At 44.5% G+C, this 13,402-nt stretch carries 10 protein-coding genes; 7 read left to right on the top strand and 3 right to left on the bottom strand.

All coding sequences use genetic code 11. The annotated features are described in order from the left end of the window. Positions 1-97: 97 nt before the first annotated feature. Both miaE and AB6E30_RS21925 read right to left on the bottom strand, forming a co-directional pair. On the bottom strand, positions 98-853 hold the full coding sequence (gene miaE / locus AB6E30_RS21930) for a tRNA isopentenyl-2-thiomethyl-A-37 hydroxylase MiaE (RefSeq protein ID WP_372105245.1): 756 nt from the start codon (positions 851-853) through the stop codon (positions 98-100). 143 nt (positions 854-996) lie between these two features. Beyond that, on the bottom strand, positions 997-1,761 hold the full coding sequence (locus tag AB6E30_RS21925) for a hypothetical protein (protein ID WP_017060243.1): 765 nt from the start codon (positions 1,759-1,761) through the stop codon (positions 997-999). A gap of 322 nt (positions 1,762-2,083) precedes the next feature. On the opposite strand from AB6E30_RS21925, the gene cysB reads away from it, so the two are divergent. Together cysB and AB6E30_RS21915 are read left to right on the top strand one after the other, a co-directional pair. Continuing rightward, positions 2,084-3,058 (top strand): HTH-type transcriptional regulator CysB, encoded by a 975-nt coding sequence (gene cysB, locus AB6E30_RS21920; RefSeq protein ID WP_010439939.1) that lies wholly within the window; start codon positions 2,084-2,086, stop codon positions 3,056-3,058. Between the two features lie 214 nt (positions 3,059-3,272). After that, positions 3,273-4,475, top strand: a complete 1,203-nt coding sequence (locus AB6E30_RS21915; RefSeq protein ID WP_372105243.1) for a methyltransferase — start codon at positions 3,273-3,275, stop codon at positions 4,473-4,475. 155 nt (positions 4,476-4,630) lie between these two features. Here the strand turns inward: AB6E30_RS21915 and ald are convergent, their stop codons facing one another. Next, positions 4,631-5,755, bottom strand: a complete 1,125-nt coding sequence (ald, locus tag AB6E30_RS21910) for an alanine dehydrogenase (RefSeq protein ID WP_017060246.1) — start codon at positions 5,753-5,755, stop codon at positions 4,631-4,633. A 156-nt stretch (positions 5,756-5,911) separates the two neighbouring features. Here ald and lrp point away from each other — a divergent pair, with 156 nt between their 5' ends. The 5 genes from lrp to serS all read left to right on the top strand — a co-directional run bounded on the left by lrp (position 5,912) and on the right by serS (position 13,288). After that, complete coding sequence (lrp, locus tag AB6E30_RS21905; RefSeq protein ID WP_004734558.1) at positions 5,912-6,406, top strand: leucine-responsive transcriptional regulator Lrp; 495 nt, start codon at positions 5,912-5,914, stop codon at positions 6,404-6,406. Positions 6,407-6,569: 163 nt separating this feature from the next. Next, positions 6,570-9,746, top strand: coding sequence for a DNA translocase FtsK 4TM domain-containing protein (locus AB6E30_RS21900; protein ID WP_372105241.1), 3,177 nt, complete (start codon positions 6,570-6,572; stop codon positions 9,744-9,746). Positions 9,747-9,821: 75 nt separating this feature from the next. Continuing rightward, positions 9,822-10,418 (top strand): outer membrane lipoprotein chaperone LolA, encoded by a 597-nt coding sequence (lolA, locus tag AB6E30_RS21895; RefSeq protein ID WP_372098779.1) that lies wholly within the window; start codon positions 9,822-9,824, stop codon positions 10,416-10,418. Between the two features lie 64 nt (positions 10,419-10,482). After that, a complete protein-coding gene (locus tag AB6E30_RS21890) occupies positions 10,483-11,838 on the top strand; it encodes a replication-associated recombination protein A (RefSeq protein ID WP_017060249.1) in 1,356 nt (451 codons plus the stop codon). 142 nt (positions 11,839-11,980) lie between these two features. After that, positions 11,981-13,288: a serine--tRNA ligase gene (gene serS, locus AB6E30_RS21885; RefSeq protein WP_372105239.1), complete on the top strand. Its 1,308-nt coding sequence runs from the start codon at positions 11,981-11,983 to the stop codon at positions 13,286-13,288. Positions 13,289-13,402 lie beyond the last annotated feature (114 nt).

Raw genomic sequence — 13,402 nt, 5'->3', positions numbered from 1 at the left:
GCTTGTACGGTGGTGTGAGAGGACGGAGGCCGTGAGGCCTCCTCCTACTCGATTAGTCTGGATTAGTCTAAACTGGACTGAATGTTCTGTGTGGAGCCTAAATCGGAGCACCACTATGGAATTTGAAGTCGCTGTCTTCTGAAGTGATAAGATCAGCTTCTACTTGAGCAAAATGCGAAATACGCTCTGAAATATCTTTCCCTGCGATCTGTTCTGCTAGCTCAAGGTAATCTTGGTAGTGGCGAGCTTCTGAACGAAGTAGAGACACGTAAAACTTCTCCATGTCTTCTTCCAAGAAAGGAGCCAATTTAGCGAAGCGCTCACAAGAGCGAGCTTCAATAAACGCACCGATGATAAGCTTATCAACCAGAGCATCAGGCTCGTAAGTCTTAACTTGTTTGATCAAGCCCTTAGCGTAACGACCCGCCTCGATTGGCTGGTAAGTCACGCCTTTCTTCTCCATCAACTCCATGACTTGGTAGAAGTGATGCAGCTCTTCTTTGATCAGTAAAACCATCTTATCGATTAGGTCAGCACCGTAATTACAGCCTTCTTTCGCTGTGATTTGCTTGGATACGTTGCTTTTACCACGCAGAGACTCTAAGTCTCCGATACGACGGTAAGCAAATTGCTCGTATGGCAAAATCCATTCATTCAGTTGCTTCGCGCTTTCTTTATCGACGGCGTACTTGCGAATAAGGAATAAAGCACTCTGTGCAGCCTTAAGTTCACACAGCATGTGATCGCGTAGAATGATGTGAAGATTTTCTGGCTTTTTGGCTTCATCTATCCATGAATCTGGCGTTTCGGCTTTAAGAAAAGAGTGGATTGGAGCGAGTAATTCTTGATACATGGTCAGGGAAAGTTTGTTGATAATGCGGGGATTTTATCACAGCTCAAGAGATCTCCCTATACAGAGAAAGGAAATTCAACAGCTACAAAAAAGGCCGCCTATTTAATGTAAATAAGGCGGCCTTTAAGTGTTGAGTTAGACTGTTACCATTTCTTCTTCTGACCGAAGAGGGCATCCATATCGTCTTCTCGTTCTTTAGATTCCATCTGCTGCAAATCTTGAGCGTTTTTGTCTTGGCGTTTCTGGTCAAGCTCGTTAAGCATCTGTTGAAGCTTTTCTTTGGCTTGATTAGAGTACGAGTCGTTCTTAGTCGCCAAAGCATCAATACCTTTGCGTAATAGCTGAATCGCTGTTCCCGGTTGTCCGCGAGAAATCGAATCGTTTGCACGTTTGATAACATTTTCAATGTTAATACGGATTTGAATTGTTTCTAGGCGAGCATTTTCAACCACATAAGCTTGAGTCTCGAAACGGCCTTTATTGTGCTCGTTGCGCACCGTATCACGCAGGCGTTTAACTAACTTAAGCATCATGATCGCTTGCTTGTCACTACTTGGTACGCGGAAAGCGGTACTCTCGCCACCTTTGTAGTTCTCTTTTAGCTGAGTGATTTGTTGTTTTACGCTTTCAATGCGTTGGGCAAGCTGCTTATTTTTTGGATCGAGTTGATACATGTTTTCTAATGCATCAAGAATTCGATTGTTTAAGCATACAAGAAGATCTTGGCTAAACGGCATGTGATGAGCGTTGCCAATCAGTTCTTCTGTACCGTCAATAATGGTTAGATAACGAGAAGCTTCCTGTTTCTTCGCTGTTTCTACCTTAACTTTATATTGAAGCATGATGTTGTAGCCTAAAACTAACACCAAAAGAACGGCTACTAAGACGATTATTAAACCAATATTCATATATTTGAGTCTGCTTATTATTTTCTATAGCTAACTGGAGAGGATACACGATTCCATTGTGTATCGGCACTCGTAAATTGCAATTTCTGATTATCTCTTGTTGAGCGAAATCGGCAATCAAAACTTACCAACTAATGTATGAGAATGAGGGTTGGGTTGCAAAGCGTTAGTGATATTTTTGTTTGTTAAGCTAGAAAAACTCAATTTTTCTGTCATTTTTGTGTTCGAAGCGTTATAACTATTAATTATATTACACGCGACTATAACGCTCTCTTTGCAAATAAGTTAGCACAGAAATGAGTAAAGGATTACGAGGTTAGATATGAAGTTACAGCAACTGAAGTACATTGTTGAGGTTGTAAACCATAACCTAAATGTTTCAGCTACAGCAGAGAGTTTGTACACATCTCAGCCTGGCATTAGTAAGCAAGTTAGATTACTTGAAGACGAACTAGGCATTCAGATTTTTGAGCGTAGCGGCAAGCATCTAACGCAGGTTACCCAAGCGGGTGAGGATATCATTCGTATCTCTCAAGAGATTTTGGCGCGCGTTGAAAGCATTAAAGCGGTAGCGGGTGAACACACACATCCAGAGATGGGTACATTGAATATTTCAACGACTCATACTCAAGCTCGTTATGCACTGCCTGATGTGATTAAAGGTTTCACGGCGCGCTATCCAAAAGTATCGCTTCACATGCACCAAGGTACGCCAAGCCAAATGTCAGAAGCCGTCGCTAAAGGTACAGCGAATTTTGCGATTGCAACGGAAGCGCTACACCTTTACCAAGATGCGATTATGCTGCCTTGTTACCACTGGAACCGTTCGATCGTCGTGACCAAAGATCATCCCCTGGCACAGAAGCGTAATATCACGATCGAAGATCTTGCGGCTTACTCTCTCGTGACTTATGTATTTGGTTTCACTGGCCGTTCTGAGCTTGATACCGCGTTTAACAAAGTAGGTTTAACACCGCGTGTTGTGTTTACTGCGACCGATGCAGACGTAATCAAAACCTACGTTCGTATGGGCATTGGTGTTGGTGTCATTGCAAGTATGGCCATCGACCAAGAACAAGATACTGACCTGGTCGCTATTGATGCTAGTCATTTATTTGGTGCAAGCACCACCAGCATTGGCTTTAGAAAAGGCACTTTCCTGCGTTCGTACATGTTTGATTTCATGGAGCGTTTCGCCCCGCATTTAACTCGACCTGTTGTTGAACAAGCTATCTCTTTAAAATCGAATGATGAGATCGAAGAGATGTTTAAGGATATCGATCTGCCGGTGAGATAGTGATTAGAACATTACAAGACTAGAAGCTCGGAAGCATTTCTAAATTTTAAATCGGTCTGTTATCAGGCCGATTTTTGTTTTAATTATGTGTCATCCTCAAACGTTCGCATCTCGATAACTTTTCTTTACACTGCCTCTCTTTGCGCCGCATCTCATGTAGTGCCTTTCTATTTCGGCCTCTACCCTCTACAATCCACCCATCATAGGGGGAAGCATGCATTCACGATTCAAAATACTCGACTCATTTTTGTTAGAGCACCAAATTTATTGGCGTTCAGAGCCCTTCCATCTATGTCGAACTCACCAAACACCATGGCGCAATGTGAATCGTCCTCTTGTTGATTGGTTAGAAGGCTTGAGTATTCAGCGCATTCAAACGTTGAAAGAGCAGCCTCAGCTATTGGCCGATGAATTGACTCTTTTCCTCCCTCAATTATATGCCGTTAACCAAAATATCCAGTTTGAAAGAGCGACACTTGCCGGGTTAAAGCTTGCTCGCGGTACTGGAGATGGTATTCCTGGAAGAAAGTTGCAACAAATTGTTTCGATGGGAGAAGCTGTGCTTGAGAACCATTATGGAAAAGAGTGGTTGGAATGGTGTTCTGGTAAAGGCTTTCTTGGTCGAATCCTATCTCAGCAATCGGATCAAAAAGTCACTAGCTTTGAATGGCAGCAATCGTTATGCGAAAGCGGACAAAAGATTGCGGATGACCAGAAGTTAGCGATGGATTTTGTTCAAGGAGATGCGTTTTCAGACAAGGCCGATGACGTGTTTAATTCGTACCAACATGCCGTGGCCCTTCATGCTTGTGGTGATCTTCATGTTGAGCTAGTTAAAAAGTCAGTGTCACATGGGCTACCAGCGGTCACTATTTCTCCTTGTTGTTATCATCTTATTCGAGACGAAAACTATCAAGCGATGTCTTCTATCGCGAAAAGCTCAGCATTAACGTTAAGTAAGAGCGACTTGAGAATCCCGCTTCAAGAAACCGTTACTGGTGGTGAAAGAGTAAAAAGACATCGTCAACTAGAGATGAGCTATCGTCTAGGCTTCAGCCAGTTGCTTAAGGCTGAACTTAACATTGACGAATACATTCCTGTACCGAGCATCAAAAAATCAGAGTTAGCTGAGGGTTTTGAATCTTTCTGCCGTTGGGCATCTGAAGTGAAAGAGCTATCGCTGGGCTCAGATATTGATTTTGACTCTTATTTGATTCAAGGCGAAGCGCTTTTCTGGGAAATGGAAAAGCTGAGTTTGGTTCAACAAGTCTTTAGACGACCATTAGAGATATGGCTGGCTTTAGATCGCGCTATCTATCTGCAAGAGCAAGGTTATGAAGCTACGATTGAAGAGTTCTGTGAACGCAGTATTACGCCAAGAAATCTATTGATTCATGGGGTTAAAATCGAGCGCTAGTGGTAAACCGTACTGTTACGTGTTTTTACGAACTAAATCCATTAATGCAAAAAAGCCAGCGCGACATAATGTCGTACTGGCTTTTTGTTTAATGTGTATGAGTTAACTGAACGCTTCAACGAGAAGATTATTGCGTTCAGTTAGTCATTACATCATTAGTTAAACATTGCGATTGCTTCTGCTGGGTCTACGTATTCAAGGTCAAAGCTTTCTGCAACTTCTTTACAAGTTACTTTACCGTGAATAACGTTTAGACCTTCTAGGAAGCCTTCATCAGATAGAAGTGCTTCGCGGTAGCCTTTGTTCGCTAGCTTAACAATGTAAGGAAGTGTTGCATTGTTTAGTGCGTAAGTTGAAGTACGAGCAACAGCGCCAGGCATGTTTGCAACACAGTAGTGAACTACGTCATCAACAATGTAAGTTGGGTCTGCGTGAGTGGTTGCGTGAGAAGTCTCGAAACAACCGCCTTGGTCGATTGCAACATCAACAACTGCTGAACCTGGCTTCATCTTAGCGATGTGCTCTTTTGTAACCAATTTTGGAGCTGCTGCGCCAGGAATTAGTACTGCACCAATTACTAGGTCTGCTTCTAGAACATGCTTCTCAATGGCGTCTTCAGTAGAATAAACCACTTTTGCGCGACCTTGGAATTCTTCATCAAGTCGACGCAGTGTATCTACGTTACGGTCAAGAATTGTAACATCAGCGCGAAGGCCTACAGCCATACGTGCTGCGTTAGCACCTACAACACCGCCACCAACAACAACAACTTTTGCTGGTTCAACACCTGGAACGCCACCAAGAAGAAGACCACAACCACCGTTAGATTTCTCTAATGTTTGTGCACCTGCTTGAATAGACATACGACCAGCTACTTCAGACATTGGTGCTAATAGTGGCAAGCGACCCATATTATCTGTTACAGTCTCATAGGCTACGCAGACAGCTTTGCTCTTGATAAGCTCTTCAGTTTGTGGAAAATCTGGTGCAAGGTGTAAATAGGTAAATAATATTTGCCCTTCGCGAAGCATAGCTCGCTCGACAGCTTGAGGTTCTTTAACCTTTACAATCATCTCTGCTTTCGCGAAAACGTCAGCAGCAGTAGGAAGAATGGATGCGCCTACAGCGATGTAATCATCGTCTGAAAAACCGATACCAGTACCGGCATTGGTTTCTACAAAAACTTGGTGGCCGTGTGAGATTAGTTCTCTCACGCTAGCTGGGGTCATACCAACGCGGTATTCGTGGTTCTTGATTTCCTTAGGTACGCCAATTATCATCCTGACTCCTCATTTTATTTTGGTTGTTTTATCTATGTGTAGGGTAATTCTGTCGAATTAATATCTAGTATAGATAGGTTTAGATAAAATTTGATACTGAATATTAAAAAGTTGTAGTATATTTTTTTGCAAGGAAGTAATAAGGTGGAATAAAAAATGGCAGACAATTATAAGAAGCCGTCCAAGGAACTAGATCGTATTGACCGCAACATTCTTAATGAGTTGCAAAAAGACGGTCGTATCTCAAACGTTGAACTCTCAAAACGAGTAGGACTTTCTCCAACTCCATGTCTTGAACGTGTTCGTCGTTTAGAACGTCAAGGTTACATTACTGGGTACACAGCGTTGCTGAACCCACAGTACCTTGATGCTTCACTTTTAGTGTTTGTTGAAATTACGTTGAACCGTGGTGCGCCAGATGTGTTCGAACAATTCAACACCGCTGTGCAGAAACTGGATGACATCCAAGAGTGTCATTTAGTGTCGGGTGATTTTGACTATCTTCTAAAAACACGTGTATCTGATATGGGTGCTTACCGTAAGCTACTGGGTGATACGTTACTTCGTCTACCGGGCGTAAACGACACTCGAACTTACGTAGTAATGGAAGAAGTGAAACAAACCAATCAACTTGTGATTAAAACTCGTTAGTCACAATTGGTGAAATGAAAGAAAGCGGACATTTGTTCCGCTTTCTTGCTTTCTGGAATTGGGTTTTTCTGTTTGATATGGTTAAATCAACAGTAGTTTCATTGAAACGAGCGGCTTTGGCCGCTCGAGATGTTTTTATCCCGTTTAATTATTAAGTTGGTTTATGTTCAAGCAGAGCAGTAATAAAGTAGAAACAATCATTAAAACGAGTGAAGAGCCTCAGTCTCCTCGTTTGAGTGGTTCTCAACGTCTCAAAGAGTGCAGTCTGATTCTCGGTGTTCTCTTCTCTATTCTACTTGCCGTTGCGTTATTAACTTTTAGTCCTGCAGACCCATCATGGTCGCAAACGGCGTGGGGTGGTGACATTCAAAATGCGGGTGGCTACCTAGGTGCTTGGTTGGCGGATACGCTTTTCTTCGTATTTGGCTCTTTGGCTTACCCTCTGCCTATCTTAGTGACGGTTGCTGCGTGGGTTTTATTCCGCAAACGTAATGAAGACGAGCAGATCGACTTCATGCTGTGGGGCACTCGCTTACTTGGCCTGACTATCCTAATTCTTACGAGTTGTGGTTTAGCGGATATCAACTTTGACGACATCTGGTACTTTTCATCCGGTGGCGTGGTAGGTGACGTTTTAACAAGCCTTGCACTTCCAACGTTGAATGTTCTTGGTAGTACGCTGGTTCTTCTTTTCTTATGGGGTGCTGGTTTCACTCTATTAACCGGTATCTCTTGGCTAAGCATTGTGGAATGGTTGGGTGAATGTGCCATCAAATTTTTCACGTCTACTGTTAATAAGGCTCGTGGCCAAGACCAAGAGCTGCTTGAGCCTCAATTAAGAGAATCAGCAGACCGCGATTTAATCGAAGAACGTCATCAGCAGCATCAAGCGCCAACTTACCGCGATGTTCCTGCTATAGAAGGCAACAAAGAATCAACAGAGCATGATCCGCTAGATCCTGCGATGAGTTTTTCTGCGACCAATGAGTCGGCAGACGTGGCGACAAATACGCGAGACAATGCTGCATCGCCGAAGCGTCATTACAATATTCATATGCCTGTCGATGCTCCTGCGAAACAAGAAGCTCCTGTTCATGAAGAACCTCAGGTTCAGCCTCAAGCGGTAATTGAGTCAGAGCAAACGATCCCTGCAGCAGCTGTTTACCAAGCGCCAGAAGAACCGCTAGAAGAAGGTATTGAGCGCTCTAAACAGTTGAATGCAACGATAGAGCAGCTAGAAAATGCGGCCATGTATGAAGATGACCTAGCAGAACAAGATCAGGTTGACGCGCATGATTCTCAGGTTGCTTACCAACAATACATGCAGAACGAACAACCAGAAGTTGGCCCTGCTCATGCTGACCTTAGAAGTGCTGAACCAGAATTAGATAGCTCACCACAAGTAAATGGCGAATTTGGTTCTGAAGATGTTCAACCTGAATCTTTATACGCTTCACCTATGGGCGAGCCAGAAACAACCGTGGAAGACGATTTCTCTGCACAACCTTCACCGTTTGATGTTACGGAAGAGCAAAGCTACCAACAGGGCTCAGAGCTTGAATCAGAACAGGCTGAAGCTGAATTAGCTGACGCAGCATTAATCGAAGAACAGTTTGAACCTTTCCCTTATCAAGAAGAACATTCAGAACCTGAACAGCCAACAGCACAAAACCTAGAGCCAACTGTTGATCTTCCTTGGGAAGAAGTAACGGAAGAAGAACCTGCGCATCAAGATCAAGATCAAGATGTCGCCGCATTCCAAAGCATTGTTTCTGAAGCCCAAGCGAATATGGCAGCGGCGCAGAATCCGTTCTTGGTTCAACAAGATGTTAATTTACCTAAGCCTGCTGAGCCATTACCCACGCTTGAATTGTTATTCCACCCTGAAAAGCGTGAAACCTTTATTGACCGTGATGCGCTAGAGGCAATTGCTCGTCTTGTTGAATCTAAGCTAGCGGACTACAAGATCAAAGCAGACGTTGTCGACATTTTCCCAGGTCCAGTAATCACTCGATTCGAACTTGATCTGGCTCCAGGTGTGAAAGTAAGCCGTATTTCTGGCCTTTCTATGGACTTAGCGCGTTCGCTCTCTGCATTGGCAGTACGTGTCGTAGAAGTGATTCCGGGTAAACCTTATGTTGGCTTAGAACTGCCGAATATGAGTCGCCAAACGGTATTCTTCTCAGACGTGGTTGCTAGCCCTCAGTTCCAAGAAGCGAAATCGCCAACGACAGTGGTTCTAGGACAAGACATCGCTGGTGAAGCCGTTATTGCTGATCTATCGAAAATGCCTCACGTTCTGGTTGCAGGTACAACCGGTTCTGGTAAGTCGGTAGGTGTGAACGTAATGATTCTGAGTATGCTTTACAAAGCATCACCGGAAGATGTTCGCTTCATCATGATCGACCCGAAAATGCTTGAGCTATCGGTTTATGAGGGTATTCCTCATCTATTGTCTGAAGTGGTAACCGACATGAAAGATGCGTCGAACGCCCTTCGTTGGTGTGTTGGCGAGATGGAACGACGTTATAAGCTGATGTCAGCATTAGGCGTTCGTAACATTAAAGGTTACAACGATAAGCTTAAGATGGCAGCGGAAGCGGGTCACCCAATTCACGATCCACTGTGGAAGCCGGGCGACAGCATGGACCCAGAAGCGCCATTGCTTGAGAAGCTGCCTTACATTGTGGTTATCGTTGATGAATTTGCCGACCTAATCATGGTGGTTGGTAAGAAGGTTGAAGAACTGATTGCACGTTTGGCACAAAAAGCACGTGCGGCGGGTGTTCACTTGATCCTAGCGACGCAACGTCCATCAGTGGATGTTATTACTGGTCTTATTAAAGCGAACATTCCAACCCGTGTGGCCTTTACGGTATCAACTAAAACGGATTCACGAACTATCCTTGACCAAGGTGGTGCGGAATCACTATTGGGCATGGGTGATATGCTTTACTTGCCACCGGGTTCTAGCCATACAACTCGTGTTCACGGTGCCTTTGCATCTGATGACGATGTACACGCAGTCGTGAATAACTGGAAAGCGCGTGGTAAGCCAAACTATATTGATGAAATCACCAACGGCGAACAAACCCCAGAAACCTTGCTTCCGGGTGAGAAGATGGAAGGTGATGAAGAGGTCGATCCTCTGTTTGATCAAGTGGTAGAACACGTTGTTCATTCACGTCGTGGCTCAGTTTCAGGCGTACAGCGTCGATTCAAGATTGGCTACAACCGTGCTGCACGTATTGTCGAGCAACTTGAAGCTCAAGGTATAGTAAGTGCTCCAGGTCATAACGGTAACCGAGAAGTCTTAGCACCAGCGCCACCAAAAGATTAGTTCCGGTAGGAACTCATAACTATTCAGTCGGTCAAATCGAAAATATGACCGACTTATGTTCTAACAGGATTATTGATGAAAAAAGTATTCGCACTTTTATTTATGAGCTTCTCAGTGTTTGCTTCTCCGAAAGAAGAGTTGAGTAGCCGCTTGGCATTAAACGCAGGCTTCAGCGCTGACTTTAAACAAGTCGTGACCAGCCCTGATGGTGATGTTGTTATGGAAGGTGAGGGCACGGTAGAGATTGCACGCCCAAGCCTGTTCCGCTGGGAGACCACGTTCCCTGATGAAAACTTGTTGGTATCTGATGGCCAAAGCTTGTGGTACTACAGCCCGTTCATTGAGCAAGTGAGCATTTATTGGCAAGAGCAAGCGACATCACAGACACCTTTTGTCCTGCTTACACGTAACCAAGAAAGTGATTGGGATAACTATAATGTGGTGCAAACGGGTAACCAATTCACGCTAACGCCAACTGCTGTCGATTCTAATCAGGGCGACTTCCAGATTAATATCACCGAAAAGGGCATTGTTCAGGGCTTTAATGTGATTGAACAAGACGGTCAAAAAGGTGAGTTTACCTTTAGCAATGTTGATTTGGGTAAACCTGCAGCAGACCGCTTTACTTTTGTGGCACCGGAAGGTGTCGAGGTCGACGACCAAAGAAACTGATCTAAACAAGCAGATCGTTTGGTAGTACGTCGATAGGCATTAATGCCATCAACGAATCAAGAGATTGCAATTGAGTAATTACAGCTTAGATTTTGCGGGGGACGAAGATTTTCGTCCCCTTGCTGCTCGTATGAGACCGGAAACTGTCGAACAGTACATCGGTCAGCAGCATATATTAGGCCCAGGTAAACCACTTCGCAGAGCGTTGGAAGCGGGCCATATCCACTCGATGATTTTGTGGGGGCCTCCGGGCACCGGTAAAACGACGTTAGCCGAAGTTGCAGCAAACTATGCGAATGCTGAAGTGGAACGCGTATCGGCGGTAACCTCGGGCGTAAAAGACATTCGTATTGCAATTGAAAAAGCGCGCGAGAACAAGCAAGCAGGGCGCAGAACCATCCTGTTTGTGGACGAAGTCCATCGCTTTAACAAAAGTCAGCAAGATGCTTTTCTGCCTCATATCGAAGATGGCACCGTGACCTTTATTGGTGCGACGACAGAAAACCCATCTTTTGAACTGAACAACGCTTTGTTGTCACGTGCGCGTGTCTACAAACTGACGTCCCTGAACACAGATGATATTTCTCTTGTCATTCGCCAAGCGATTGAAGATAAGCAACGTGGGTTAGGTGATGTGCCTGTTGATTTTGCTGATAATGTTTTAGATCGCCTTGCAGAACTGGTTAACGGCGACGCGCGTATGTCGCTTAACTACCTTGAACTGCTGTATGACATGGCAGAAGACAACGATAAAGGCGAGAAAGCGATAACCTTGCAGTTGTTGGCTGAAGTGGCTGGTGAGAAAGTCGCTCGTTTCGATAACAAGGGTGATATTTGGTACGACCTAATCTCCGCGGTTCATAAGTCAATTCGTGGCTCAAACCCTGATGCGGCCTTGTACTGGTCAGCACGAATGATTGCTGCGGGTTGTGATCCTTTGTATATTGTTAGACGCTTGCTGGCGATTGCTTCTGAAGATATCGGTAACGCTGATCCTCGCGCCATGCAGGTAGCGATGTCGGCTTGGGATTGCTTCACGCGCATTGGCCCTGCTGAAGGGGAGCGTGCGATTGCGCAGGCGGTTGTTTATCTCGCATGTGCACCAAAGAGTAACGCCGTTTACACCGCGTGGAAGCAAGCGTTAACAGATGCTCACAATCTTCCTGAATATGAAGTGCCGCATCATTTGCGAAATGCACCGACAACTTTGATGAAGGACATGGGCTACGGGCAAGAATACCGTTATGCTCATGACGAACCAGGAGCCTACGCCGCTGGTGAAAAGTATCTGCCTCCTGAAATGGGAGAGAAGCAATACTATTTCCCAACAAAACGAGGCTTAGAGACCAAAATTGGCGAGAAGCTAGATTATCTGGCGGATTTGGACGCAAAAAGCCCACAAAAACGCTATGAAAAGTAGTCTTTTTTGGATATCGTTACCTAGTCATAAAATTTCAATTAAATCGTTATAAATTGGTCGAAATAACACCAGTTTTAGGGGTTTAGCAGTGATTCAGTAGCAAGCTACTGAATATTCAAATAACTAAAGCATAGGATTAGCAATGCTGGATTCTAAATTACTTCGAGCTGAGCTGGATGAAACAGCGGCAAAATTAGCACGTCGAGGCTTCACCCTTGATGTAGAGACAATTCGTGAACTTGAAGAAAAACGTAAGTCCCTTCAGATGAAAACTGAAGAGCTACAAGCGTTACGTAACTCTCGATCGAAGTCCATTGGTCAAGCGAAAGCAAAAGGCGACCATGAAGAAGCTGAGCGTATCCTTGCAGAAGTAGGCAACTTAGGCGCAGAACTAGACCAAGCTAAAGTAGCATTGGCTGATCTTCAATCTGAGCTAGAAACGATCACAATGTCTATTCCTAACCTACCTGATGCAGAAGTGCCAGATGGTAAAGATGAAGACGATAACGTAGAAGTTTCTCGTTGGGGTCAACCTAAGACTTACGACTTTGAAGTGAAAGATCACGTCGATCTTGGCGAAATGTCTGGCGGTCTTGATTTTGCTAGCGCAGTTAAAATCTCGGGTTCTCGTTTCATCGTGATGAAAGGCAAATTTGCACGTCTACACCGTGCTATTGCTCAGTTCATGCTGGACCTTCACACTGATGAGCACGGCTACACAGAAATGTACGTACCGTATCTAGTGAACCACGATAGCCTTTACGGTACTGGTCAACTTCCTAAGTTCGGCGAAGACTTGTTCCATACAAGCCCGTTAACTGAACAAGTAAGTGACGTACCTCTTAAGACTCTATCGCTTATCCCTACGGCAGAAGTACCGGTAACGAACATGGTTCGTGACACGATTACTGATGAAGCTGAACTGCCACTTAAGATGACAGCTCACACTCCATGTTTCCGTTCTGAAGCGGGTTCTTACGGTCGTGACACTCGTGGTCTTATCCGTATGCACCAATTCGACAAAGTTGAGCTAGTACAAATCACTAAGCCAGAAGACTCAATGGCAGCGCTTGAAGAGCTAACAGGTCATGCTGAGAAAGTACTTCAACTTCTAGAGCTTCCTTACCGTAAAGTGATTCTATGTACAGGTGACATGGGCTTCGGTTCTGCGAAAACTTACGACTTAGAAGTATGGGTTCCAGCACAAGAGACTTACCGTGAAATTTCTTCTTGTTCAAACATGTGGGATTTCCAAGCGCGTCGTATGCAAGCTCGTTTCCGTCGTAAAGGCGAGAAGAAACCTGAACTTGTACACACACTAAACGGTTCTGGTCTTGCTGTTGGTCGTACTATGGTTGCTATTCTTGAGAACAATCAAGAAGCAGATGGCCGTATTGCTATCCCAACAGTACTTCAACCATACATGAGCGGCGTAACGCACATTGGTTAATTAGATTGATTAAGCATTAGGTTACTTATAAAACCCAGCCAACAGGCTGGGTTTTTTATGGTTCATCGCGGATTAGCGGGAACTAAAAACAAAAACGGTAGTAAGTGATATGGT

It is taken from the genome of Vibrio sp. 10N.247.311.12 (assembly GCF_041467515.1).
Taxonomy (GTDB): Bacteria; Pseudomonadota; Gammaproteobacteria; order Enterobacterales; family Vibrionaceae; genus Vibrio; species Vibrio crassostreae_C.
The sequence above is the reverse complement of the archived record's forward strand: the minus strand, read 5'-3'. Positions and strand labels throughout refer to the sequence as shown.

What these genes read in the sequence shown, in the direction of transcription:
- AB6E30_RS21915 (WP_372105243.1), top strand. Translation starts at nt 3,273, where the DNA reads ATGCATTCACGATTCAAAATACTCGACTCATTTTTGTTAGAGCACCAA.
- ald (WP_017060246.1), bottom strand. Translation starts at nt 5,755, where the DNA reads ATGATAATTGGCGTACCTAAGGAAATCAAGAACCACGAATACCGCGTT.
- cysB (WP_010439939.1), top strand. Translation starts at nt 2,084, where the DNA reads ATGAAGTTACAGCAACTGAAGTACATTGTTGAGGTTGTAAACCATAAC.
- lolA (WP_372098779.1), top strand. Translation starts at nt 9,822, where the DNA reads ATGAAAAAAGTATTCGCACTTTTATTTATGAGCTTCTCAGTGTTTGCT.
- AB6E30_RS21925 (WP_017060243.1), bottom strand. Translation starts at nt 1,761, where the DNA reads ATGAATATTGGTTTAATAATCGTCTTAGTAGCCGTTCTTTTGGTGTTA.
- miaE (WP_372105245.1), bottom strand. Translation starts at nt 853, where the DNA reads ATGTATCAAGAATTACTCGCTCCAATCCACTCTTTTCTTAAAGCCGAA.
- serS (WP_372105239.1), top strand. Translation starts at nt 11,981, where the DNA reads ATGCTGGATTCTAAATTACTTCGAGCTGAGCTGGATGAAACAGCGGCA.
- lrp (WP_004734558.1), top strand. Translation starts at nt 5,912, where the DNA reads ATGGCAGACAATTATAAGAAGCCGTCCAAGGAACTAGATCGTATTGAC.
- AB6E30_RS21900 (WP_372105241.1), top strand. Translation starts at nt 6,570, where the DNA reads ATGTTCAAGCAGAGCAGTAATAAAGTAGAAACAATCATTAAAACGAGT.